Source organism: Bacillus sp. ATD (assembly GCF_050585765.1).
GTDB classification, from domain to species: domain Bacteria; phylum Bacillota; class Bacilli; order Bacillales; family Bacillaceae; genus Bacillus; species Bacillus stercoris.
In genome coordinates this window covers 136,163-159,272 of record NZ_JBOBQH010000004.1, presented here as the reverse complement: position 1 = coordinate 159,272, position 23,110 = coordinate 136,163, and the positions used below count along the sequence as shown (strand labels likewise).

Sequence of the window (23,110 nt, the reverse complement as noted above, 5' to 3'; positions counted from 1 at the left end):
GCGGATCGAAAGAGATCGTCGACTTGCGAATATAGCGGCACTGGAAGAAGAAATCGAGAGACGGAAGGGGTCGGTTAGATGACGTATCTAGCAATCGGATGTTTGGTCTTGCTGCTTGCGCTCGTAGCAAGTGCGGAAGTATCGAATGATGGAAGCTTCGACGAAAAAATAGTGAAAGGTATCCTCGTCCTGCTGATCGTGATTCCTCTCGCGGTCTTGGTGGCGGACGTCGTATGTTAATCGCCTATTATTCGCGGACCGGCAACGTACACCGATTCGTCGCAAAGACCGGCCTGCCCGCCGTTGGGATCACGCCAGACCTAACGCTTGCCGAGCCGTTCGTTTGCGTAACTGGAACGTACGGATTCGGACAGGTGGTGCGGCCGGTTGCGGATTTTCTTGCAGCTAATAGCGCGCACTTGGCGGGCGTGGCTGCGTCGGGGAATCGTATATGGGCGGATAATTACGCAAAGGCGGCGGACATAATCGCAGCACAATACGGCGTACCGGTGGTCGGGCGCTTTGAATTGGCGGGCACGGACGCAGATGTACGACAATTTATCGAAAGGGTGAATGCGCTTGACGAGTTACATCGAACTTAATAACGAAATTATGCTACAGAAGGACGGCCGGTTCCAATTCGAAAAGGATCTCGAAGCCGTCCGCGCTTATTTTATTGACTACGTAAATCAAAACACCGTATTTTTCCACGACCTTCGCGAAAAACTCGATTACCTACGCGATAACGATTATTACGAAACCGAATTCCTGGACGCCTATACTTTCGGGGAAATCAAGGCGGTCTATAAAGCGGCGTATGCGCACAAGTTCCGTTTCCCTTCGTTTATGAGCGCGTTCAAATTCTATAACGACTACGCGCTGAAGACGAACGACGGCAAAAAGATTCTCGAACGCTACGAAGATCGGGTCGCTTGCTGTGCGTTGTTCTTCGCGGAAGGCGACGCAGCCAAGGCGCTTGAGTACGTCGATTTAATGATGCGCCAGGAATACCAGCCGTCCACGCCGACGTTCTTGAATGCGGGCCGTAAACGACGAGGCGAATTAGTTTCGTGTTTCCTGCTCGAAGTTAACGATTCCCTTAACGATATTAGTCGCGCGATTGACATTTCGATGCAGCTCTCGAAGCTTGGCGGCGGCGTATCGCTTAATTTATCGAAGCTCAGAGCGAAAGGTGAGGCGATTAAAGACGTAGAGAATGCGACGAAGGGCGTTGTTGGCGTTATGAAGCTGCTCGATAATGCGTTCCGTTATGCGGATCAGATGGGTCAGCGGCAGGGCTCCGGCGCAGCGTACCTAAACGTATTCCATGCGGACATTAACGATTTCCTTGATACGAAGAAAATCAGCGCAGATGAGGACGTACGCGTTAAAACGTTATCCATTGGCGTTGTCATTCCGGATAAGTTCATCGAGTTAGCGCGAGAAGATCGGCCGGCTTACGTTTTCTATCCGCACACCGTTTACAAAGCATATGGCCAACACCTTGACGAAATGGATATCGGACAAATGTACGATCAGCTCGTCGATAATCCGGCCGTGTGTAAGGAAAAAATAAACCCGCGGAAGCTACTCGAAAAGCTTGCCGTGTTGCGGTCCGAATCGGGCTATCCGTATATCATGTTCGAAGGCAACGTAAACGCGGCACATGCGAACAATCACATTTCGAAGGTTAAGTTTTCGAACCTCTGTAGCGAAGTGCTTCAGGCGTCGAAGGTATCGGAATACACGGACTACGGCGAACCAGACGATATCGGCCTCGATATTTCGTGCAACCTCGGCTCGCTCAACGTTGCAAACGTAATGAAAAACGGCGACTTCGGTAAAATCGTTAAGCTGTCCGTCGATGCTCTAACGCGAGTCTCGGAAACTTCGAATATCAAGAACGCGCCGGCTGTTGCGCGAGCTAACCGCGAGATGCGTTCGATTGGGCTTGGCGCGATGAACTTGCACGGATATTTAGCGCAGAACGGAATCGCTTATGAGTCCGAGGAAGCACGCGATTTCGCTAACGTATTCTTCGTGCTGGTGAATTATTGGTCGCTTGTGCGTTCGAATGAATTAGCGCAAAAGACCGGCAGCACGTACGAAGGATTCGAGGGATCAACGTATGCCGACGGTAGTTACTTCGATAAATACGTCGCGGGAGATTTCCGCCCTAAAACGGAGAAGGTTGCGCGACTATTTGAAGGCGTAACGATTCCGGCACCGATCGAGTGGGAAGCGCTTCGAGACAACATTGTGATGCACGGACTATACCATTCGTACAGACTTGCGATTGCGCCGACGGGATCTATTTCGTATGTGCAGTCGGCTACGGCGTCGGTCATGCCGATTATGGAGCGCATTGAGGAGCGTACGTACGGTAATTCGAAGACGTATTATCCGATGCCGGGACTATCGCCGCAGAATTGGTTTTTCTACAAGGAAGCGTACGACATGGATATGTTTAAAGTCGTCGATATGATCGCAACGATTCAGCAGCACGTCGACCAAGGCATTTCGTTTACGCTGTTCTTGAAAGATACGATGACGACGCGCGATCTGAACCGGATTGACTTATACGCGCATCATCGCGGTATCAAAACGTTGTATTATGCGCGAACAAAAGACACCGGCCAGGATTCGTGCTTGAGTTGCGTAGTTTAAACGAAAGGGGAGGCGGATAGATGCGCTTGATCTTACTGAAAATTGTCGTCGTAATTTTCTGCGTACCACTTTGCGGTTTCCATTTGCTCGCATATTGGTACGACAAGTCAGGAAACGGAATAAAAGTGCAAAGAAGCGATATCAAACGAGAATTCACGGAGTACTGGATCGATTTTTGGAAATCTTTACGCTACTAAGGAGGACGAATAATTGACGAACGCAAATGCAATCCACACGGCGGCCGATTGGTCGCGCCACGAAGACGACTTTACGCAAATGTTCTACGCGCAGAACGTTAAGCAGTTCTGGCTTCCGGAAGAGATTTCGCTAAATGGTGATCTCTTAACGTGGAAGTCGTTGAGCCCGACCGAACAACTCGTTTATATGCGTGATCTCGCGGGCCTGACGCTTCTGGATACGGAGCAGGGAAACACCGGAATTCCTATCATCGCGCAGCACATCGCCGGTCACCAACGCAAGGCCGTCCTTAATTTCATGGCGATGATGGAGAACGCTGTCCATGCGAAATCCTATTCGAATATTTTCATGACGCTCGCTCCTACCGAAACTATTAACGAAGTTTTCGAATGGGTTAAAGAGAACCCGTATTTGCAGCGGAAGGCGGCGCGAATCGTCGGTTTATACAACGCGATTGAGCCCGGCGATGATATTTCGCTATATAAGGCGCTGGTCGCATCCGTGTATCTCGAAAGCTTTTTGTTCTACAGCGGATTTTATTATCCGTTATATTTCGCGGGGCAAGGCAAGCTAACGAACTCAGGCGAAATTATCTCGCTTATTATTCGCGATGAGGCGATTCACGGCGTTTATACCGGCTTGCTCGCGCAGGAAATTTATAATCGCCAAGCTCATAGCGTTCAGTTAGAATTACGCGACTTTGCGGTTGATTTGCTAACGGAGCTGTACGATAACGAGGTCGCATATGCCGAGGATCTTTACGATACGGTCGGTCTGACGCACGACGTTAAACGGTTCATGCGCTATAACGCGAATAAAGCGCTGCAAAACCTCGCGTTCGATCCGTACTTCGAAGACGAAACGCCGAATCCGATCGTGATGAACGGACTTAGTACGAAAACCAAATCGCACGACTTCTTTTCGCAGAAGGGTAACGGTTATAAGAAGGCGACGGTCGAGGCGCTTAAAGATTCGGATTTTTATTTCGGGGAATAACTGCGCGATTTTACTCCTAGGCGCATATTATTTTACGAAAGATGTCGCAAAACAGGCGCCCACCTACCCGTTATATAAGTAAGGAGGTAAACGCCAATGAAACGACATATAAGCATAGCGGCCACATGGATCGCCGGATTCCTTTTCGTCCTGCCTTATATCCATACGATAGGCTTTCGGTGGTTCGCTGCGGTGGCTGTGTTCGCCTTGATCGCGATATTAACGCATGAGAGTACGAAGGAGGAAACGAAATGAACGTAAATATAAAACGCTTATCACCGGACGCTCAAACGCCAACCTACGCACACGCAACGGACGCTGGCTTCGATCTAGTCGCGGCGGCCGACGTAATTATCTATCCGGGCGAGACGGTGTGTGTGCCTACGGGCTTGGCGTTCGAGATTCCGGAAGGCTACGAAATGCAGATCCGACCGCGCTCGGGGATTACGCTGAAGACGCCTTTACGCGTGCAGCTCGGTACGGTCGACTCGGGATTCCGGGGCGAGGTTGGCGTGATTGTCGATAATATTTCGCGGGGAGACTGGGGATCGACGCCTAGGTTGCGTGAACTAAACGGGGAGACAGAGCACCTTGACGACACTTATTATCCGAAATCTACGTATATCATCCGCAAAGGTGATCGCCTGGCGCAAGCCGTAATCAAGCCGGTCGAGCAGGCGGTGTTTACGGAGGTTGATACGCTCGGCGATAGCGATCGAGGTGCGGGGGGCTTCGGGAGTAGCGGAGTCGGCAGTCCACATCCGGAATATTTCGGAGAACCTACGGGGAAGGAACGGATATAATGGCGCCACTCCCTCGCAAAAGTGGTAAAACGCGATGGGCTATGCAGTTTCCGTTCCGAATACTTGACGAAAGAGCGCCGGAATTCATCGCGCTACACATGTCCGTGTATCACAAGCCGTTTAAAACTACGTTGCGCTGGATTGCGAAAAATAGACGTGGGTTATTCGTTAATCTGAACGCAATCTCAGCCGAACAGTACGCGGAGCTTGAGCGCGAAGTTGGATTGCATACATTGGCGCTTGCTGGGGCGAGTAGAAACGCAATTAAACGAGAATACAGACGATTGTTACAACGATTGGAGGACGAATAAGTGCGGTTTTGGATTATATACGGGGCATGTGTTTTCTTTTTCACATATTTGATCACACAGCTTATTACGTTTGAGTCGGATACCTATACAGGCTTGGCAGTATTTTTTATTCCTATTACAATGTCGGCGCTTATAACAGCCTTTATTGTTTCAATCGGATTATTCGGAAGTAGTTCTCATAGTGGATACGGAGGAGGAGAATAAATGGCGGATAAACAGTACTTAGACTTAGCGCGACACATACTAGAGAACGGCGTCGAGAAGTCCGATAGAACCGGAACGGGCACGCTCTCAACATTCGGTTATCAGATGCGCTTTAATCTTCGCGAAGGCTTTCCGTTACTTACAACGAAGAAGCTGCACTGGCCATCAATCGCGTATGAGCTGCTATGGTTTCTAAGCGGAGATACAAATACGAAATATCTAACGGACAATGGCGTACGAATATGGAATGAATGGGCGGACGAAAATGGCGACTTAGGTCCGGTATATGGTCAACAGTGGCGTAATTGGGAGTCGCAATACCGGCTAGATTGCATCGATAATAGTTTTGTTGAATTATCGACCGATCAAATTGCCGATGTTATAAAGCAAATTAAAACGAATCCAGATAGCCGTAGGTTACTAGTTAACGCTTGGAATGTCGCTGACTTACCGCATATGGCTTTACCGCCTTGTCATTTCGCCTTTCAATTCTACGTTGCAAATGGGCGATTAAGCTGTCAGCTATACCAACGATCTGGCGATGTTTTCCTTGGAATTCCGTTCAATATCGCAAGCTACTCGCTACTAACGCACATGATCGCGCATGTCACCGATTTAGAAGTCGGCGAATTTGTTCATACGATTGGTGATGCGCATATATACACGAATCATATCGATCAAATAAAAACACAATTGACGAGAGAGCAGCGAAGTCTTCCAGAGTTGCGTATAAAAAGAAAAGTCACGAATATCGACGACTTTAAGTTCGACGATTTTGAGATTATCGGATACGATCCGCACCCTAAATTAACCGGAAAAGTAGCGGTATAAGAAAGGACTGATTTTATCGGTATACTAACGAATCTAGCGATGTCAACGCAATTACTTACGAACCCGACCGCCAAGCCACCCGAACCTCCGCCGCCAGACCCGCCACGCATTACCGAAGAAGAGGCGGCGTTGCAGAAAGCAGAGCAAGAGAACGCGAAGGCAAACGAACGCATCAAGGCGCTTGAGGACGAAGTGGCGGCGTTAAAGGCGGAGGTCAAAGCGAAGCCTAAGGCGCGATCTAACGAAAGTGTTAACGAAAAGCCAAACGCGAAGGAACCCGCAAAGCCAAACGCATGGCAAACGTTCGAGGCTTCGGCTTATACGGCGGATTGCCCCGAAGGTTGCAGCGGCATCACAGCGACCGGCATAGACGTAACCGGAACGATCTACTACGCAGGCAAGCGCATTATAGCGGTTGATCCGTCAGTGATTACGTTGGGTTCGACGGTTGAAATAAAACAGGCGGACGGCACTACGTTTGAAGCCGTGGCGCAGGATACTGGAGGCGCGATTAAGGGCGCCAAGATTGACGTATTAGTTGCGCGAGAGACCGAGGCGGTACAGTTCGGACGGCAGTCGGTGCAGGTTCGCGTAATAAATTAACGGGAGGGCGATCGGATGGAGATTAAATTAAGTCATGCGGAGATACAGACCGCGGTAAACGATTATATTCGTAAGAAAGGATTAAACGTAGATGTGAAACGGGTTGAATACGTCGGTCCGTACGGAATCTTTCTTGACGATCTTGATGCGGTAATAAAATTCGAAAAGGAGGCGGAATAAATGACGGAAACTAACGCAAACGCAAGCGCAAATATCCACGTACTGGCTGACGAAACACTAGGAGGCATCAAGCGCGAATACGTAGAGGTGGGGCGGGATATAAGCGCACGAAGCATGGGAAGATACGTTCAGTTCACAGAGACACCGAATCTCGAGCCGACCGACATCGTACACATTGACGGACCTGACGGTACGACGCAACGCTACGCTTTAACCGATCGCAAGGCGGAAGTGGGCGAGAAGGTTATTATTACGAGGAAATTAGACTGCTGTATGCTCGATATGAAAATCGGATGTATCTACGAGGTTGTACGTCTAGTTGAGGGATCGCACGGAGACGTGAACGTAATCGATGATACAGACGAAGAAGCAACGGCGTCGTTTGGCGGCTATCGCGTACTCGTCCCGGTTGAAACCGAATCCGACGAACCGCAGCCAGCCGATCTAATCGATGTCGTATCTAATCTGGCGACGCGAGTAGCGGACTTAGAGCGTACGATCAAGCACCAAAAGGACGAAATCGACACGCTGCACAAAGACAACCTGACGCTCGGCGAGGAATTGGAACGGTTGAAAGAGCCGAAGGATAACGAAAGCTGGCCGGCGGCGGTTTCATTCGCGGATTTTTGTGAAGGATTTATCGCATATTCTAAAGCGATGCGGGAGGCGCAAAAGTGAACGATGTAGATTACGTAATCTATTACGGAGAAGATATCTGCCTCAGAACTTACATTTATTACGAATATTTCGAAGATACAGAGGAGGAACGCCCATGAAACTCGCCCTAACCGCACCGTTACGCGCTGGCAAGTCGGAAGCCGCCGGTTATTTATCGCTACATTACGATTTTCATCCATTCGCATTCGGCGACGAACTTAAAGCCGCCTTTCACCGTGCCTTCCCTTCCGTACCCGAAAAGCCGAAGCCACGCGCGTATTATCAAAAGTTCGGCCAGTGGGCGCGAGAAGCCTTCGGTGAGGACGTTTGGTTAAACGCAACCATGACGAAGGTGGACGCTTACCTGGCGCGGCATACTTGCGACTGTGGTGGCGGCCTAGCGCCGATGTTAAAGAACCGTGTGCTGATCGAGGACTGCCGGCAGCCAAACGAATACGCCCGACTACGAGCCGAAGGTTTTACGCTAATACGCATCACGGCACCGGAAGCCCTACGGATTGAACGCGCGAGAAAAGCCGGCGATGACTTCGACTTGGCGGCGCTGAAGCATCCGACCGAGCTTGCGTTACTAGATTTCGAAGTTGATTACGAAATTACAAACGATGGTACGATCGATGAATTATACGCGAAACTGGACGCGTTGATGGATCAACTGCGGCTTAACTCGAAAGCATAAACGCCTTCAGGATACGCCATATACGCCTGTTTGGCGGCCTCACCTTCGCCGATCATGTAGAAGCGCAACGGTAAGTCTTCTTCGCGGAATCCCGCGGTTTGTAGAACTTTGCTGGCGGACTTATTATACGAACGCTTATCGAACTTGAACGGGGAGACGTCAGCTTTTATGTTCTCAGGCTTTGCGCAAACAAGCCGGCGTGATTCCTCGTCGTATCCAAGCGTTAGATAAAACGGCGCTTTGTTAGGAAGTCCGATAATATTACGAGCGCCAGACGATATGTAGATTCTTCTTTGCGAATCAAGCGTTATATACGCGTCGTTATTCTGCGCTGATATCCAATTAATTACCACGGAAACCACCTCGATTATACATTATACGGAAATTATATTCGCTTTCAGGGCGAAAGTCAAACGATAAGGGGGCGATTGTTATAGGAACGGTAAAGGTGGATCTACACCGAAAGGAGCGCGAATTCGACGTAGCCTATGCGCTCGATAACGCAGAAGGTGTCAAGGTATTACTCGCCGATTATCAGAAGTTCGTCAGCCGGAAACGCTGCGGAGATTACGATGCAGCTACGATTCTTATCGATATTCACAAGGCGTTGGAATTAGCGAATCTAACGGACCGCCAGCGACAAGCGATCGAGCTTGTTTACTTCGGCGAACTAACGCAAGCTGAGGCGGGCGAACGGATGTGCATTACGCAACAAGCCGTCGTATTTCATTTAAACGCAGCGGTCGATAGTTTAACGGATGTATATTACTACTGGGCGAGCCACGGCGAAGGCTACGCGATAAGGGGGACGAATTAATGGATAACGCTTTATTGCATGAAATGATTACGGAATTGCAGCTCGAAGTTAGACGCGATTATAGGACGGGCGGTCCGTTAGCTTGGCGCTGCGTTTCCGGCCATCCGCAAGAAGGCGATCGGGTGCTCGTTGATGGCGAAATTGTTACGTATAAAGCTGATGAGCACGCCGGTCTTGAATTGCGGTCCATCTATATTTCCGATCGTGTAGCGCGCCTAGAACGAATCACAGCGCTTACTGACGCTTATATGGACGCGACTGACAAAGAACCGGACTCTATCGCGTTAGATCGCATGGCTGACCTAGTACTTTTCGAAGAATTAGCCGATACGAATAAAAACAAAATGAAGGCGGAATATCCGATCATGAGCGAACGACTGGAAACGACGCGCAAGAACGGAGAGCGGTCCGGAAAGCTTGCGGAAGAATACGATCAGAACGGTCGCAATCGTTCCGAACCAAAGCGCCGGTCGTTATCAACTTACGAATCTATTTTCGTTGATGCGCGCGCCAAGTCGCTAAATAAGCAACGCCGCAAGCGCTATAACGATTTCATTAGTGGACGCACGGACGGCCAGTTTACGGTCAATATCGCAACAGGCGAAAGGGTAGAGCATACGGGCGCATAGGCGCCTTTTTATTTATATATTTACGGAGGTGCGACCGGATGCCAAACGGCTATTATTACTGCTATTCTGCGAATCTATACGAATTCCTACGCGACCATAACCAACGCTATATCTGCGTAGGCTTAAACGAAAATACTTTACGGAAGTTTTGGCAATATGCGCGTACACCCGAACTCGATCGTTTATTGACGGAGTGGCAGCGCCGTAAGCCGGCTTAAGTCGAATATTATTTAAGTGGAGGACGATTATATGAGCGATAAAGCGAAGGCCCTTCCGTTTGATACTGCGGCGGGCTATACGGGCATACCTAACGTTATTCTTACGCATTATCAATACTTTCCGAAGCTAAACGGTAACGCCGTGTTGGTATACGCGTTTCTGCTGAAGTTTTATAACGCGGATTACGGTTACGCCTTTCCGACGCAAGAACAGGCGGCTCGGGCGCTGGCCATGAGCGATTCAACGTACCGTAACGCGGTTAAAACGCTAGTCCAGGCGCAACTTATACAAACGGCAGAGAACGGAGGCGGCGCGAAGAACCTCGTTTATTATTTCCGAAAGCCGATCGAAGACGAAGCCGAGTTTTTTCGCATGTTTCCGGAAGCTGCCGAGAATAAACGAAAGCAGGACGCGATATGGTCGAATATAGGTGCGAAAAGGAAAGCGCGCGTGGTATAATTTACCTACGCTGTTCTTAATATAGCGGAATTAACTTAAGGAGAAGATATACATGCCGAATAAAAATGTAGACGACTTAAAACATGAAGGCTCTCGGTGGGCTGCGCAGCAATGGAAAGACGCATTGGGGTTAGATAAGATGACTACAAGAGAGTGGAATCACGCTGCAGATCGCGCGGCTAATGGCGACAGTGACCAAACGATTCGAAAAAGTATCCTAGATAGTCGGAGAAAATAAAGTTAAAGGACGCCCGTCAAGGCGTCTTTATTTGCGTCAAAGCCACGTATCAAACGAAGGTATCCGTAGCAATCCTTTCCGCGTCCTAAACCGATGCTTCACACGGCACTTCAGCGGCTCTATATTCACGTACTTATCCGTTTCTCCTACGTCCTTACGCTGCGAATGAAATCTCCGCCGTTCATCGTACGGCATAAACTCCATCAGCCCCGCGTAATTGCCGTCCTCATACGCAAGCACCAGCGCATTATCTTCTTTGCGGTATCCCGTAATCCATACATCCGTATATTCGTAATTAACGATCTTCAGCCAGCGGTCCGACCGTTTACTTTCCGCATAAGACGAATCAGCGCGCTTCATAACGATGCCCTCGATGCGATTCTGCCGCACTAGCTCGAAGTAATCGGCCGCGTGTCCTCGCATGCCTTCGATGACCTTAATGTTAGGATGATCGATTGCGAGGCCGGCCAGTAACGCCTTTCTTTCGTACAACGGCTTAGACGTAACCGCGGCGCCATCCAACCGCAAGATATCGAACACGCAGAATACTATCGCGTGAAAACTTTTGCGCGACTGGAATCGTTCCATCATCGCTTCGAAATCGCCAGCGCCCGTCGGTCCGGGCACGATTAATTCGCCATCTAAAACGGTGCCGTCCGGTATTTGTAGCGTGTGGAGTTCGGGGAATTTAGCGGTGACTTCGTTGTTGTGGCGCGTGTAGAGGTGTATTTGTCCGTTAGTTTTAGACGCGATCAGACGGATGCCGTCGAACTTGGTTTCCGTAATGTAGTCGTCAGAGTCGAACGGGGCTTTGGTGGACTCTAATAACATTGGCGAAATAAACAAAAAATCACCTCGTTTCAGCTTCGTATTACTTTAATGATATAGTAATAGTCTGCGAGAACGAAGTGATTTGGTGTTGGTAATGTTTGTTACGAAATTATTTTATAACTGATCGTGTTATCAAGTATATAATCAAGCAATTCACTTGCGCTTATTTCCAATCCGTCAGACGGTTTTACTATATCTTCTGTGACTGTTAAAACAGTAAATAATCTTCCTCCTGTTTCTCCATCAAGTACGTCGATATTAGGTAAGGCGCTATCTATATCGCAGACTATCAATGTTTTAATTCCTGCGATTGAAATAAGGATTTTATCTTTTCCTAAATTATCACCCTCGTTATAGGCTAATTCTTGAGGATCAAAATCTATGCTGCTGTTCGAGGCTTTTAAAATGGTTTTATTCTTTTCTTCGAAGTTTTTAAGGTCTGTTGCTAATTTTTCAAACACCAAAACAGTTTGGATGTCTTTTTTAAACCTCTTTTGTAGTTTTCCTAGAAGTATTTCTGACATTAATAAATCGCTCCTTTATATATTCTTTTTCATTCCGCATCTTCTACACTCACGTAAAAACTTCCCGTGCTTTACCGAACTTTTAAATAACGTATAATCGCAGTTATCGCATCGCCCTGCACGTACGTCCGGCATTTCCTTGTACTCGTACGTTATCGTCGTATCGTATCCCTTTGTTTCGTAGTCTTTTTCCTCCATTTTTCGTTAACCTCCGTGTCCTACATCGTTGTTTAGGTAAATTATAACACGTTGTTTTAGCGTTGTGTGGCGGTCAGGTTTACGTACAGATTCCCACGAAATCAAAACGAAAGAGCCGCCTTAACGCCGACCAGGTACGCTAAGTACCCCGCAGCTTAAAACGGCTCACACACGCTTATTTCACGTTAAAACGCGCTGACTCAAAAGTCCCGATATAATGGCGCTTGCCCGAATCCGTATAACAATCGATCTGAATCACGTAGCTACCGGCGCCAGTTTTACCACGAATCGACTTTACGCTAAACGACTTCAGCGGAGTTGCGGTCTTAAAGCTTCCGCGCTGCACTAAACCCGTATCGGTCAGCCCGCCACCTGAGCGCTTTTTATAAACGCCGGCCGCATAATAAAGCGTGGCCGCGCCTTTCTTTTCGGCCTTCCAATCGACCGTTTTTGCGCTGCTTGTGTACGTAGTCGCATCCGTATAAACGCGCGCTTTGTGTCCGAACTTTTCCGTCTGCCAGCCCGACCAGGCTGCGTCTGCTTGCGGCGCCAAAGCGATAGTACTCGTCAATAAAGCCGCAGTGATTACGATTGATTTAAATAAACGTTTCATACGATTTCCTCCTCGACCTGCAGGCGCGATCCACACGTAGGGCAGCACGCGTCAGGTTTAATTTCTACGTCAAGTCTTGCGTAATTACATTCGTTACAAGCGTATTCAATCATCGTTCATAGACTCCGTTTCGACTTCGATCCGATAGCCGAAATATTGTAGCATCGAATTGATCCCAATTTGGTAAGCGCGCCCACATCGACCGAAATTGGCGGCGGGGCGCTCGTATAGATCGAGGATCTGCGCTTCCTGCTGCGGTGTAAGTGCCGGTGTATCCGACCATATTTCGCGAATCATAAGCTGCTGCATACCGTTATCGCCTCCGTTTGAGTGCGACGACCAGGCCCGCGATTGCAACGATCAGGGCCGCCGCCGTAATTACGATTGATAAAGCCGTTAACATGGCGCGCTCGCCTCCTTGTGTTTTCGTTTTTGATACGGTACTATAGGAGACACGGGGAGGACTCTCACATCTATCCCCGTATCAACGTTTCTGGCGCTAGTCGTTTTTGCGATTAGCGTTTTTTGCGTTAACGCAGGCGGTTGCCAAATTCGTTAGCGCAATGACGAAGTTTACTATCGCCGTTATAATTAGTACCGTGTCCGCGTTCAATTCGTTTTTCCCTCCTTTCTATAATTCTATTATACGATATCGTATAACGTAAGTCAACGATTAAATTGGAATATTATTCGTTTCAATGTCGGTTTTGTTTAGTGCAAGGTTGCCGGATATTTTGTTTCCGATAACTCGCGAATTAATAGATTCATCGGTCTTTATCGGACTGTATAATTTAAAGCCGCTGACGGAATGTACAACGTTTTCTTTAATTAGGGCGCCGTCTGTGTTTTTCGTTTGGATTCCATAGCCGCCGGAAGCTGTTCGATTAAACGTTATATCATTACCGGATATCTCGTGTTTTTTACCACCGATAACGTAAATTGGTATCAAACACTTCCCGTCAGTTATATCGTTGTCTTTGATGCGCACCGTACGACCTTCGGCGCTTTCTCCGTATATAGCCATATTTGTTGGCGTAGGAATTCGATTGTCTTTAATAAATACGTCGCTGCCTTTATCGAAAGCTACCGCATATCCCGTAGCGTTAGGATACTCGGTAAGATCGACGTCATTATCGAGTACTTTCGCGGAGGACCTCGTAATTACGACGCCTTGTTTGCTTCGCTTTATATCATTCGACTTTGCTTTAACGTTGGTAGAATCAATGATCTCCATCGCGGTGATATCCGAGTCATTTAATTCGTTACCTTCGAACGTTATATCTCTAGAATTGCGTGCGCAACACAGCTTTCCTGGACAGTGGTTTACGGTATTATCCGAGAATTTAACGTTCTTGGCTTCGAATGTGGCTAAGGCAATACCGTCCACGCTTAATTCTGAAATCGTATTGTCTGAAACAGTAACGTCAGCGCCGCGAACATCTATACCACTGCTGAAGCCTTTTATCGTATTACCAGAAATGGTTGCGTTATTTCCTATAAAACCTGCCGAAACACCGAGCCCCGCAATTGCAGTGTATTTTTTATCCTTACGAACAAATATATTATTTTCGATGTTTGTATCGGTTCCGTAGCCGTAAGAGATCGTATTGTCCGAATGGTTTTCGGATATAACGACCCCATAACCACTGAAGTTACACACCGACTGTGCCACGTTGCCCGCGAAGGTATTATTCGTTATCTTTACGTTGCGCGGTTCTTCGTAATCAATGTCGCCTTCACCATAGCCCTCGATATCTATACCGAACATCGGCATACAACCATCGTTTATGCCTGCGTTGGTAATTTCGTTATCGTGAATTTTAACGTCCTCGCCGCCTGTAACCGATATATTATTTCGGCGTGCTCCGTCTAACTTGCAGTTCTTAATCGTTATATTGCGAGCAGGGCGGTAAGTCGTCCAGGAAACGTTAAGCATGCCTTGCGCGTTAACCATAATGCAGTCGCCCGTACAATCGGCAATATCAACGCCTTCAATTACGACATTCCTAGCGCCGTGTACGTTTATTCCGTAACCCCATTCGTGCGTTTCTTTCTTTTCGAAGTCGCCGTGACCGGTAAAGTCGTGCTGATAACGTTCACCGCGTATCTTGCCGCCTCTCAGCGTCACATTTTCGACTTCTCCGATATAGAAGCACGAATACCCGAACGAACTATTCGGCACCACGCGGAATTCAGCCTGCGGATGTTTTGTTATCGTAATATTACCAGGCACGATGATTCCCGCGCCTTCTTCCGGTTTTAGTGCCGATTCTTTATTAACAGCATCGATATAATAAATACCTCGCGGAATATAAATCTCCGGATAGCCGATCTCTACTGCGTCAAGGAGGGCGCGGTTAAATCCATCCGTAGTTCTGTCTGCCTGCGTGATATCGCTACTAATACCGTACTTTTCGACTTCCAAAGTATATCGCATCATTATTCGTTACCTCCAACGTTATAATTTTCGTCAATAAAGGCCGACAGCAACCCGGTAAACTTATAGAACGTTGCGGTTTCGGTTCCAGCGCGTCCAGTAAGCGAGAACGTTCCGAACATGCTTCTCCGCAAACCGGTGCTAAGTTCCAGCTGCAGACTTTCGCCGGTTACGCACTTATTCGCTATGTTCGCAGCACTGGCGCCCGCAAAGCGATGTCCTTCGCCTACGAGTTCGGCGCTAAAGCCGGCGGCATTCAAGCGGTCAACTAGCGCCTGGCCGCGTATAGGATCGGTGCCGCCTACGATTATGTGTTCGGCACTGTCGCTATAACCGTGGAGCGATATAACGCGTTGGTGGCGCGTAACCAGGTCAAGCGCAGTCGGTTCGTCAAAGTGGGTGCTCGTGATGTGGAGGTCGAAGCCGTTCGGCGTCTTAAGCGATTCGAAAAGATACGTTGAATAGTCGTTGCTGAGTTCGCGAGCAAGTTCGCTGGTGCCGCCTTCAATACTCCCGCCGTGTGGCGCAAGTATCAAAACTGGCGTGGCGTGGTCAGTCGCGAATATATTGTAGTTCGTCTCGGGTTCGTTAGCTTGGAGTTCGGCAAAGTTGCGGTAAACATCGGTGGCTTTCGTGGTGGCTGAAGTTGTGATATACTGGAAGTGCTTCGCTTGATTCGGACGGTGCAGCTTTGCTTTGGTCGGTGGGGCTGCGCCTCCGTTTCGTTCTAAAATCGCCTTATTCAGTTTTTGTGGTACGTTAATCATTTCGTTACCCCTCTCGGATTTTATTAACGAGGGCCCTTCGTTGACCTAAATATACGATATACGATATTGTATGTCAACGGATTTGCGGAAATTTATTCGATATCGTATAATAGTCGCAGAGGTGATCGAAATGAAATTAAACGCTACGCCGCGCCTAAACGCCGTCATGAAGGCGAAAGGATGGACGCAGGTAAGGTTGTCGGAAGCATCGGGCGTTCCGCAAGGTTCGATATCGCGATTCGATAAGAACAGCCGCCACGAAGATTGGCACGTTTTTTCAATTGCGAAGGCGCTCGAAGTAGAGGTCGAGGAGCTATTCGAAATTGAAGAAGCTACGGAAGAAGACGCTAAATAAACTGGCGTCTTTTTTTTTGTCTTGAATTCCTGCCCTTATCTGGTATAATTATCCTATTAACGTTAGTACGGGAATTCCCGAACCGAAAGGGTGGACGAAATGAAACCGAAAGTCAAAGTGAGCGTTATTATACCGGTATACAACGGCGAAAAGTACCTGCGCGAATGCTTAGACAGCGTGCTCGGACAAACGCTTAAGAATATCGAAGTTTTGATCGTAGACGACGGCTCGACCGATTCAACGCGCAATATTCTGAAGTGTTACGAAGCTGTCGACGAACGTATTAAGCCGATCTATCAGGCGAATCAAGGACCGGCCACGGCACGCAATAATGCGCTTAAACAGGCGCGCGGCGAATTCGTTGCTTTTATTGACGCCGACGATTGGATCGAGCCTGAGGGTTACGCGACTATGTACGAGGCTGCCGTCGCAAACAATGCCGATATTGTATTTACGGACATATGCTGGGATTACGAAGATACAACGAAAAGCTACACGAAAAGTTATCGCGCAAAAGCAAATACGCCGTTGGACCGTGACGCGATAAAGGCGGAAATACTAACGGACTTTTTATATAACGGATCGTACGGCGGCGTATGGAAGGTAATCCGCAAAAGTTTAATAGATACGTATGGCTTAACGTTCCCCGACGGCAAGTATCTCGGCGAGGATTGGCTGTTTAATATGGACGCGTTTACGTACTGTCAGACGGCTTATTATATCGATAAACCGTTGTATCATTACCGGCAAATAAACGACGAGAGCTTGATGCGCAAATATAACCCGCAGCTATTCGATTCTTACATAAACGGCAATACGCTGGAGACGTACGCGAAACGGTGGGGTTTGTACGACGAAAAGGTTGCGGTTGATCTGGCGCGGCGGAAGTGTTATATCGCGGTGAACGGGTGTATACAGAACGAATTTAAGCCGGGCTGCGATAAAGGGATGCGCGAAAAGTTAGCGCTGATTGAGCGCATAGTCGAGCATCCGAACGTAGGGAAGGCGGTGGAGATAGCGTTGCAGTACGAGGAAAGCTGGGCGCGGCGGATTTACCTGGCGATGCTAAAGCGGAAGGCGGTTTTCGGGTTATTTCTGGCGGGGAAAATACTGTCGATGCGGTCATAGGCGGATTTGTCCGGTGATTTTCACTGGATCATACAGCGATTTTTACTGGACGTTCCAGTGATTTTCACTGCGTATAAAGACTTACTATATATACTTACTTATAAAGACTTACTTAAATAATAGCGCCACTATTCGCTTACGCTCATTAGCGGACGCAGATATTAATTACATAGTACTTTGATCGCGATTAGAATTTAATAATACAAAGAGAAGCCAAATTACGTTGTCCGGTGATTTTTACTGGATGAAAATAATTTGGTTTTTTATTTGAAAAATACTTGTTAAAGTGCCCAATATGCTGTCTTACGTTATGAAACCCGATCGAGGTTTACGGTATTCAGTATGTACGGTAAAGGACGCCACCCCTACGGAATAACAACGGGCACTAGCCGCAACTTGGCGTCCTTTTAATACATATTGCGGCGTTATATTAAACGGAGGTGTTCGCGAATGAAAGCTAAGTTTGCCGTATTTAGTGATTACGGACCGGACGCTGGTCAAGTCGTATGTGAAACGTATGAAGAAGCATTAGCCGAATACAACGAACGTATCAACGAAGATTCTTGGAACGGCGTAGACGCGTATCTCTGCGTAGTAATTGACGAATATAAAGCGAAATAAGCGCGCCACAGCCGTTTTAATCCAGTCGGAGGGTATTTACTTCGCTCGTTAATATACGGGCAAATCACGCATATATAATGCGATTCAATCACGAATGCGGTGGCGGAATAGGTAGACGCAAATTCGCGGGTGCATCGAGAGAGTGAAAGACTCCTGCCTTTGCTGGTATACGAAGCACACACGGCCCGGGATAACCAGTATGCTAGGTGCAAATCCTAGCCCGCATATCCGATAGCGACGTCGGATTCTCCGCCGGTGGGGACGTTAAATACGTACCGGAAAGCGTGTAATATTGTCGCGTATATCTGCGATAGGTAGCTTCGCATTCCCTCGTCTTAGGGACGCTATACCCGTCTTGACTGCGGATAGATATAAGGCAGTCGGCTACCAAACGCAATCAGAACGAGGCTTCTGCCAATACGGCGGAGGTCTTTTTGTGCTTGCGTTAAGGCGAGCGAATAAGAAACGAAAAGGAGACGATGAAGATGACGAAGATAGAGGAATTGTTCGCATATTTAGATCGCCTGATTGCGTTGCAGTCTGCCGGACATGCGGTGCGCAAAGAGATTGCGGAAGTTATAGCCGAGATTAGGCACGAAGTTGGACTCGCTAAAGAGAACGATGAAACGACGGTATTGATTGACGGTAAGACTGTTGGCAACTCTAGTACGAAAAGCATCTGGAAGGGGATGCTTTGATGAGCGAGAAGGAGCAGCGTACATTGCACATGTATTTAGGCGATGAGTATATCGGGCCTGTAACGCCACTCGATCCCGAAGTGAATAGCTTCGAAGATTTATCGCGAGGACCTCGAGTTTTCGTACTGCAAAATAAAGATGGCACAATTACCAACGGGTGGTACAAGGATGAGGTCAAAAGCATCGAGGAAGAGGATGGGGAAACGGTCATTAGATTCTATTGCGGTTCTTGGATTTCTGTAACTACACCGCGATTAAGTTTCGGAAAGGGAGTGCGCTGATGAACATAAACGTTAATCAGATGGAGCGTATGCGAGACTCGATATTTTTTGACGATAATGGCGGATTGCCTCATCGGCAGAGTATAGGAACCAAAGTCGAAGCCATTATCGAATTTGAATCCGGTAATCGCGCACAAGCCGTTTTTGAGTTTCCGAATGACGCCGACCTTTCTTTCGAAGAAGCCGAGCGATTGATTCGGAAGGAGTTGGGCGCAGAGTGAGCCGATATTTCTTATTCGCGTTTGACGACTTTTATCCAGGCGGAGGGCTAAACGATTTACACTTAACGTTTAATACAGCCGAAGAGTTAGCGGTTTATTTAGCGACAGCAAATCCGCGCGACATGTATCAAATTCTCGATACGAAGACCGGTAAACAAAGGACGTTTTATTCTGCGGAAGAGCTATCCGAAATAAATAACAGCGCATTGGGCGGGGATAGCCGATGACTAACGTTGTAGCGCTTAACAGCGGCGATCAACCAGAACGAAAGCCAATGCCGAATGACAAAGCCGCGCTCTTAGACAGTCCGCAAGGGTTCGAAGTATACAGCCGCGAGCTTATGCGCAAGGTATTTCCGCGCTTGATTAACGAAGCCTGTGACGTAGCTTATACCGATTACAAACGTAAGCCGGAGATACGCGATGTGGTGGCGTTTTATTTCCTGCTGCAGTCGTACATTGACGGTAATCATACGCGTAGTGACGGTAGCACAAACGACAGGTTCGGCGCATGCTTCTTAAACTACGAAACTATTCAGCAGCACCTTCGCGTAGATCGTAACCGGATTAATTTGCTGGCCGCGATCTTAGAGACTAACGGGATCATACGAACGACCGGACACTTCGAAGGTACTAAGCGATTCAAGTGGTACTTTCCGTCATTCTGTCCGCACATAACTGACGATGGGTATATCGTTAATGAGTTCGGTGAAACGGTGCGGCCGGACTTTAGCGTGTACTTGCCGAAGCGTCGCAAACGTTGATATGACGCATAGTATGCGCAGGACATACTACCGGTGATATGCGCAGGACATACTATCGATCGTATGCACAGGACGGACTGTAAAAAGAGAAAGAAGTAAAAGAGCAATACGTAAAAGAGAAACAAATAATAGCGATCTATTCGCTGCGCTCATACGATACGCAGATATTAGTAATCATCTATTAAATACCTTATCGCGATAAAGAACTTATATAAAGACAAAGTGCAACGGTATTGGTGGGGCGCGCTAGGTTTTATATCTATTAGAACGGAGGGATAGCGTTGAAAGACGGATCATCACGGTATATCGATATGAAGTCAAGTGGTCTAACGGTGAATAGTTTTCGTCGGTTATACGATAGGGAAACGGAAGGGGATTCGGATACTAAGGCGTCAGCATCACCGAACCTACTAACGATAGAACTAACAGATGAGCAATCGATACCACGCATCGTATACAAAGGCGAAGATATTACTGCTCTTGTTGCGGTAGACTTCGAATGGCGTACGAGAGATGAGGATCAGATCGGCTCTACCTACTTCCGTATCAAGCACGCTAATACAAACGTTAAGAAGCCGGTTGTAGAGACGAAGGAACTGGCGGTAGGCGAACGGGCTTATGGCGCATAACTACTACGACAAGCACAAGCGCGATCCTGAAGCACGAGCGTTCTATAAGTCGAAGGCATGGACGGAATGCAGAGCGTTGGCTCTTACGCGCGACCACGGCTTATGCCAAGACTGTCTCAAAGAACGTAAGATAACGAAGGCTCAGACGGTTCATCATATCAAAGAGCTACGTGATCATCCGGAACTCGCGCTAACGCTCGAAAATCTCGTAAGTTTGTGCAATCCGTGCCACAACCGAAGGCACCCGGAAAAAGGCGCTGGACCGGCTGCGAAAACGGCTAAGAAGCGCAGAATAAACGTGGTGAAGGCGCAGGCTAATCCGGAGCTATAGCCCCCCGTACCTTGGGATTTCGAAGGCAAAAACGTAGGGACCGGCGGGGCCCCTTCGCTTGTAGCGCGACCGGAAATTTTACATTAAAGGGGGTAAATCCCCGGACGAAAGGAGCGATCATATGGCGGTACCCACTGCGAAAAGGCTACGCGAATATCTTGGCGACAGGTATACGGAATCGGACGAAGAGCTTATCGAACTTTACATCGATACGCATAAGTTCTACCGCCGATTAAAAAAGGAAGTGGCGGAAAACCCTTTAATGATGCGGCATACGAACAAGGCAGGCGCGGAAAACCTCGTCAAAAATCCGTTAGCGATTGAGCTTACGAAGACGGTTACGACGTTAAATAACCTTCTGAAATCGCTCGATCTTACGCCGGCACAGCGCAAAGAATTAAACGCGGGCGGTGATGACGATGACGACGATTTCAGTAAATTCTAACGCTACAGAGGTCGAAAAATGGTACGAAAACTGGCTAAAAACGCAAAAAATAGCCGGATTTATACGCGAAAAACCGTCCGAAAAGTTGCTAACGACTTGGTATGCGGAAAAGGTAGCGTCAGGTGAAATAGTTGCGAGCAAGAAAAATATTCTCGCTTGCAAACGTCACCTTCGCGATCTTGAACGCGCCGGCACAGACGAGTTCCCTTACGTTTTTGACGAAGAAAAAGGACACCGGCCGATACAATTTATCGAGCGGTACTGCAAGCCGTCGCAAGGCCGGTATTCAAACTTAACGCTTCAGCCGTGGCAGCATTTCGTAATTGGATCGCTGTACGGGTGGGTTCATCGCGATACTGGGCTACGACGTTTCCGCGAAGGCCTGATTTTTGTTGGCCGTAAGAACGGAAAAACCACGAAAATCAGCGGTTTAGCCAATTTCGCGATCACAAAAGACGGCGAACCAGGCGCCAGAGCCTACGTTTTAGCCAACTCGAAGCAGCAAGCGGGCGTGCTTTTCGAAGAGAGTCGCGCAATGATTAGAAAGTCGCCAAAGCTTCGTAAACATATTCGCGAAAATCAGAAAGGCATTTATCACGACGCGTCAATGAGTCAGATCGAAGCGCGGGCGTCAGATAGCGAAAAGTTGGACGGCTTAAATACGCACCTCGGCATATTCGATGAGATCCACGAGTTCAAAGATTCGAAGCTTATCAGCGTAATCAAGAACTCGAGGGCTGCGCGGACTCAGCCGTTAATCATCTACATTACGACGGCGGGATATCAGCTCGACGGTCCATTAGTCGAATATTACGAAATTGCCTCCGATGTTCTTGACGGAAGTAATGTACAGGAGCGAAATTTCTACTTTATGGCGGAATTAGACGACATATCCGAGGTCGAAAACCCGGAAATGTGGATCAAAGCGAACCCAAACATCGGCGTAACGATGGATATTCCGTCAATGATCCAGGACTTTAATGCGGACCGACACGTACCACGCGAATACAACGACTGGCTGGTCAAGCGGTTCAATATCTTCGTTGACAACGGCGAAGAAAGCTTTATCGACTTCGAAGTCATTAAGCGCAATAACGGACATGTAGATCCGGAATCATTGCGCGGAATGAGATGTATCGGCGGATTCGACTTATCGCAAACGGAAGACTTTACGAGCGCGTGTCTGGAATTTATTTTGCCGGATAATCGCGTTTTTGTTTTGTCTCATTCGTGGGTTCCGGCGGCAAAAGTACAAAAAGATAACGAAAAAATCGACTACCGTGGGTTTGAATCCGACGGTTATTTGACGATTATTCCGGGCGAATACGTAGAATACGAGTACGTTTACGACTGGTTCGTGGAAATGTCGCGCAAATATCAGATCGAAAAGATCACGTTTGACCCGGCGAATGCGATGCGGTTGGTGCAAGACCTGCAGAACTACGGATTCCAAACGGAGGTCGTGCGGCAGGGTTACATTACGCTAAGCGATCCGTTGAAGAACGTTAAAGAATTATTGCTCGACGGAAGAGTCGTATATAACGAAAACAAACTCTTTACGTGGTACTTAAACAACGTCAAGCTGGTCGAAGATCGTAACGGAAACTGGCTGCCGACCAAACAGACACGCTACCGAAAAATAGACGGCTTTGCTGCGTTCCTTAACGCCCATTCGCAGGTATATCTCGATATGACGAAGCCGGTTGGAGGCGGGAGCGTCGGGTTTATCTCGATTAACGATCTATTAAACGGTTAGGAG

Annotated in this window: 36 protein-coding genes; 28 read left to right on the top strand and 8 right to left on the bottom strand. The window is 48.1% G+C overall.

The window, feature by feature from the left end:
* Positions 1-78: 78 nt before the first annotated feature.
* The 13 genes from ACQXR1_RS11455 (at position 79) to ACQXR1_RS11395 (ending at position 8,147) form a co-directional block, all read left to right on the top strand.
* Positions 79-240 (top strand): hypothetical protein, encoded by a 162-nt coding sequence (locus ACQXR1_RS11455; RefSeq protein ID WP_172861190.1) that lies wholly within the window; start codon positions 79-81, stop codon positions 238-240.
* Positions 234-602 carry a class Ib ribonucleoside-diphosphate reductase assembly flavoprotein NrdI gene (gene nrdI / locus ACQXR1_RS11450; RefSeq protein WP_430772196.1) on the top strand — a complete coding sequence of 123 codons (369 nt, stop codon included), beginning with the start codon at positions 234-236 and terminating at the stop codon, positions 600-602. The genes ACQXR1_RS11455 and nrdI overlap by 7 nt, the downstream gene beginning before the upstream one ends.
* 10 nt (positions 603-612) lie before the next feature.
* Positions 613-2,667 (top strand): class 1b ribonucleoside-diphosphate reductase subunit alpha, encoded by a 2,055-nt coding sequence (nrdE, locus tag ACQXR1_RS11445; RefSeq protein WP_430772274.1) that lies wholly within the window; start codon positions 613-615, stop codon positions 2,665-2,667.
* 20 nt (positions 2,668-2,687) lie between these two features.
* Entirely contained in the window at positions 2,688-2,864 is a 177-nt protein-coding gene (locus ACQXR1_RS11440; protein ID WP_168781792.1) for a hypothetical protein, read from the top strand.
* 31 nt (positions 2,865-2,895) lie between these two features.
* Positions 2,896-3,861, top strand: a complete 966-nt coding sequence (gene nrdF / locus ACQXR1_RS11435) for a class 1b ribonucleoside-diphosphate reductase subunit beta (RefSeq protein ID WP_430772273.1) — start codon at positions 2,896-2,898, stop codon at positions 3,859-3,861.
* 96 nt (positions 3,862-3,957) lie between these two features.
* Complete coding sequence (locus ACQXR1_RS11430) at positions 3,958-4,116, top strand: hypothetical protein (protein ID WP_430772194.1); 159 nt, start codon at positions 3,958-3,960, stop codon at positions 4,114-4,116.
* Complete coding sequence (locus tag ACQXR1_RS11425) at positions 4,113-4,664, top strand: dUTP diphosphatase (RefSeq protein WP_430772192.1); 552 nt, start codon at positions 4,113-4,115, stop codon at positions 4,662-4,664. The genes ACQXR1_RS11430 and ACQXR1_RS11425 overlap by 4 nt, the downstream gene beginning before the upstream one ends.
* Positions 4,665-4,762: 98 nt before the next feature.
* Positions 4,763-4,975, top strand: a complete 213-nt coding sequence (locus tag ACQXR1_RS11420; RefSeq protein WP_430772190.1) for a hypothetical protein — start codon at positions 4,763-4,765, stop codon at positions 4,973-4,975.
* Positions 4,976-5,179: 204 nt separating this feature from the next.
* Positions 5,180-6,010, top strand: a complete 831-nt coding sequence (locus ACQXR1_RS11415; RefSeq protein ID WP_430772189.1) for a thymidylate synthase — start codon at positions 5,180-5,182, stop codon at positions 6,008-6,010.
* 129 nt (positions 6,011-6,139) lie between these two features.
* Positions 6,140-6,613 carry a 3D domain-containing protein gene (locus ACQXR1_RS11410; protein WP_430772187.1) on the top strand — a complete coding sequence of 158 codons (474 nt, stop codon included), beginning with the start codon at positions 6,140-6,142 and terminating at the stop codon, positions 6,611-6,613.
* Between the two features lie 15 nt (positions 6,614-6,628).
* On the top strand, positions 6,629-6,793 hold the full coding sequence (locus ACQXR1_RS11405; protein WP_430772185.1) for a hypothetical protein: 165 nt from the start codon (positions 6,629-6,631) through the stop codon (positions 6,791-6,793).
* The gene (locus ACQXR1_RS11400; RefSeq protein WP_430772183.1) at positions 6,794-7,471 is read left to right on the top strand and encodes a hypothetical protein; all 678 of its coding nucleotides are present in this window, start codon (positions 6,794-6,796) and stop codon (positions 7,469-7,471) included. It begins immediately after the preceding gene.
* A gap of 94 nt (positions 7,472-7,565) precedes the next feature.
* On the top strand, positions 7,566-8,147 hold the full coding sequence (locus ACQXR1_RS11395) for a dephospho-CoA kinase (RefSeq protein WP_430772181.1): 582 nt from the start codon (positions 7,566-7,568) through the stop codon (positions 8,145-8,147).
* On the opposite strand, the gene ACQXR1_RS11390 is transcribed toward ACQXR1_RS11395, so the two are convergent.
* Positions 8,120-8,500: a hypothetical protein gene (locus ACQXR1_RS11390; protein WP_430772179.1), complete on the bottom strand. Its 381-nt coding sequence runs from the start codon at positions 8,498-8,500 to the stop codon at positions 8,120-8,122. The two genes, ACQXR1_RS11395 and ACQXR1_RS11390, sit on opposite strands and share 28 nt — an antisense overlap.
* A gap of 95 nt (positions 8,501-8,595) precedes the next feature.
* Here ACQXR1_RS11390 and ACQXR1_RS11385 point away from each other — a divergent pair, with 95 nt between their 5' ends.
* The 3 genes from ACQXR1_RS11385 (at position 8,596) to ACQXR1_RS11375 (ending at position 10,271) form a co-directional block, all read left to right on the top strand.
* The gene (locus ACQXR1_RS11385) at positions 8,596-8,964 is read left to right on the top strand and encodes a sigma factor-like helix-turn-helix DNA-binding protein (RefSeq protein ID WP_430772177.1); all 369 of its coding nucleotides are present in this window, start codon (positions 8,596-8,598) and stop codon (positions 8,962-8,964) included.
* Positions 8,964-9,593: a hypothetical protein gene (locus tag ACQXR1_RS11380; protein ID WP_430772175.1), complete on the top strand. Its 630-nt coding sequence runs from the start codon at positions 8,964-8,966 to the stop codon at positions 9,591-9,593. The genes ACQXR1_RS11385 and ACQXR1_RS11380 overlap by 1 nt, the downstream gene beginning before the upstream one ends.
* Before the next feature lie 249 nt (positions 9,594-9,842).
* Entirely contained in the window at positions 9,843-10,271 is a 429-nt protein-coding gene (locus ACQXR1_RS11375; protein ID WP_430772173.1) for a helix-turn-helix domain-containing protein, read from the top strand.
* 274 nt (positions 10,272-10,545) lie between these two features.
* Here ACQXR1_RS11375 and ACQXR1_RS11370 read toward each other — a convergent pair whose 3' ends face one another.
* The 7 genes from ACQXR1_RS11370 to ACQXR1_RS11340 all read right to left on the bottom strand — a co-directional run bounded on the left by ACQXR1_RS11370 (position 10,546) and on the right by ACQXR1_RS11340 (position 15,879).
* Positions 10,546-11,355: an ATP-dependent DNA ligase gene (locus ACQXR1_RS11370; RefSeq protein ID WP_430772171.1), complete on the bottom strand. Its 810-nt coding sequence runs from the start codon at positions 11,353-11,355 to the stop codon at positions 10,546-10,548.
* Positions 11,356-11,441: 86 nt separating this feature from the next.
* On the bottom strand, positions 11,442-11,864 hold the full coding sequence (locus tag ACQXR1_RS11365; protein WP_129093150.1) for a hypothetical protein: 423 nt from the start codon (positions 11,862-11,864) through the stop codon (positions 11,442-11,444).
* Positions 11,865-11,879: 15 nt separating this feature from the next.
* Positions 11,880-12,062, bottom strand: a complete 183-nt coding sequence (locus ACQXR1_RS11360; RefSeq protein ID WP_129093151.1) for a hypothetical protein — start codon at positions 12,060-12,062, stop codon at positions 11,880-11,882.
* A gap of 175 nt (positions 12,063-12,237) precedes the next feature.
* Positions 12,238-12,675, bottom strand: coding sequence for a hypothetical protein (locus tag ACQXR1_RS11355; RefSeq protein ID WP_430772170.1), 438 nt, complete (start codon positions 12,673-12,675; stop codon positions 12,238-12,240).
* Between the two features lie 105 nt (positions 12,676-12,780).
* The gene (locus ACQXR1_RS11350; protein WP_430772168.1) at positions 12,781-12,984 is read right to left on the bottom strand and encodes a hypothetical protein; all 204 of its coding nucleotides are present in this window, start codon (positions 12,982-12,984) and stop codon (positions 12,781-12,783) included.
* A 364-nt stretch (positions 12,985-13,348) separates the two neighbouring features.
* Positions 13,349-15,115 carry a right-handed parallel beta-helix repeat-containing protein gene (locus ACQXR1_RS11345; RefSeq protein ID WP_430772166.1) on the bottom strand — a complete coding sequence of 589 codons (1,767 nt, stop codon included), beginning with the start codon at positions 15,113-15,115 and terminating at the stop codon, positions 13,349-13,351.
* Positions 15,115-15,879 carry a poly-gamma-glutamate hydrolase family protein gene (locus tag ACQXR1_RS11340; RefSeq protein WP_430772164.1) on the bottom strand — a complete coding sequence of 255 codons (765 nt, stop codon included), beginning with the start codon at positions 15,877-15,879 and terminating at the stop codon, positions 15,115-15,117. Before ACQXR1_RS11340 ends, ACQXR1_RS11345 begins: the two co-directional genes overlap by 1 nt.
* Before the next feature lie 130 nt (positions 15,880-16,009).
* Between ACQXR1_RS11340 and ACQXR1_RS11335 the strand changes: the two genes are divergently transcribed.
* From ACQXR1_RS11335 to ACQXR1_RS11280, 12 genes are all read left to right on the top strand, one after another.
* Entirely contained in the window at positions 16,010-16,234 is a 225-nt protein-coding gene (locus tag ACQXR1_RS11335; RefSeq protein ID WP_129092601.1) for a helix-turn-helix domain-containing protein, read from the top strand.
* Between the two features lie 99 nt (positions 16,235-16,333).
* Positions 16,334-17,362 carry a glycosyltransferase family 2 protein gene (locus ACQXR1_RS11330; RefSeq protein WP_430772162.1) on the top strand — a complete coding sequence of 343 codons (1,029 nt, stop codon included), beginning with the start codon at positions 16,334-16,336 and terminating at the stop codon, positions 17,360-17,362.
* A gap of 450 nt (positions 17,363-17,812) precedes the next feature.
* On the top strand, positions 17,813-17,983 hold the full coding sequence (locus tag ACQXR1_RS11325; protein ID WP_326330373.1) for a hypothetical protein: 171 nt from the start codon (positions 17,813-17,815) through the stop codon (positions 17,981-17,983).
* A gap of 485 nt (positions 17,984-18,468) precedes the next feature.
* Positions 18,469-18,681, top strand: a complete 213-nt coding sequence (locus ACQXR1_RS11320; protein WP_430772160.1) for a hypothetical protein — start codon at positions 18,469-18,471, stop codon at positions 18,679-18,681.
* A complete protein-coding gene (locus ACQXR1_RS11315) occupies positions 18,681-18,962 on the top strand; it encodes a hypothetical protein (RefSeq protein WP_430772159.1) in 282 nt (93 codons plus the stop codon). Before ACQXR1_RS11320 ends, ACQXR1_RS11315 begins: the two co-directional genes overlap by 1 nt.
* Complete coding sequence (locus tag ACQXR1_RS11310) at positions 18,962-19,183, top strand: hypothetical protein (RefSeq protein ID WP_430772157.1); 222 nt, start codon at positions 18,962-18,964, stop codon at positions 19,181-19,183. Before ACQXR1_RS11315 ends, ACQXR1_RS11310 begins: the two co-directional genes overlap by 1 nt.
* Positions 19,180-19,410 carry a hypothetical protein gene (locus tag ACQXR1_RS11305; protein WP_430772155.1) on the top strand — a complete coding sequence of 77 codons (231 nt, stop codon included), beginning with the start codon at positions 19,180-19,182 and terminating at the stop codon, positions 19,408-19,410. The genes ACQXR1_RS11310 and ACQXR1_RS11305 overlap by 4 nt, the downstream gene beginning before the upstream one ends.
* A complete protein-coding gene (locus ACQXR1_RS11300; RefSeq protein WP_430772153.1) occupies positions 19,407-19,946 on the top strand; it encodes a hypothetical protein in 540 nt (179 codons plus the stop codon). Before ACQXR1_RS11305 ends, ACQXR1_RS11300 begins: the two co-directional genes overlap by 4 nt.
* A 332-nt stretch (positions 19,947-20,278) precedes the next feature.
* Positions 20,279-20,575, top strand: coding sequence for a hypothetical protein (locus ACQXR1_RS11295; RefSeq protein WP_430772151.1), 297 nt, complete (start codon positions 20,279-20,281; stop codon positions 20,573-20,575).
* Positions 20,565-20,906, top strand: coding sequence for an HNH endonuclease (locus ACQXR1_RS11290; protein WP_430772149.1), 342 nt, complete (start codon positions 20,565-20,567; stop codon positions 20,904-20,906). Before ACQXR1_RS11295 ends, ACQXR1_RS11290 begins: the two co-directional genes overlap by 11 nt.
* 121 nt (positions 20,907-21,027) lie before the next feature.
* The gene (locus ACQXR1_RS11285; protein WP_065180427.1) at positions 21,028-21,351 is read left to right on the top strand and encodes a P27 family phage terminase small subunit; all 324 of its coding nucleotides are present in this window, start codon (positions 21,028-21,030) and stop codon (positions 21,349-21,351) included.
* On the top strand, positions 21,326-23,107 hold the full coding sequence (locus ACQXR1_RS11280) for a terminase large subunit (RefSeq protein ID WP_430772148.1): 1,782 nt from the start codon (positions 21,326-21,328) through the stop codon (positions 23,105-23,107). Before ACQXR1_RS11285 ends, ACQXR1_RS11280 begins: the two co-directional genes overlap by 26 nt.
* The last annotated feature ends 3 nt before the right edge of the window (positions 23,108-23,110 follow it).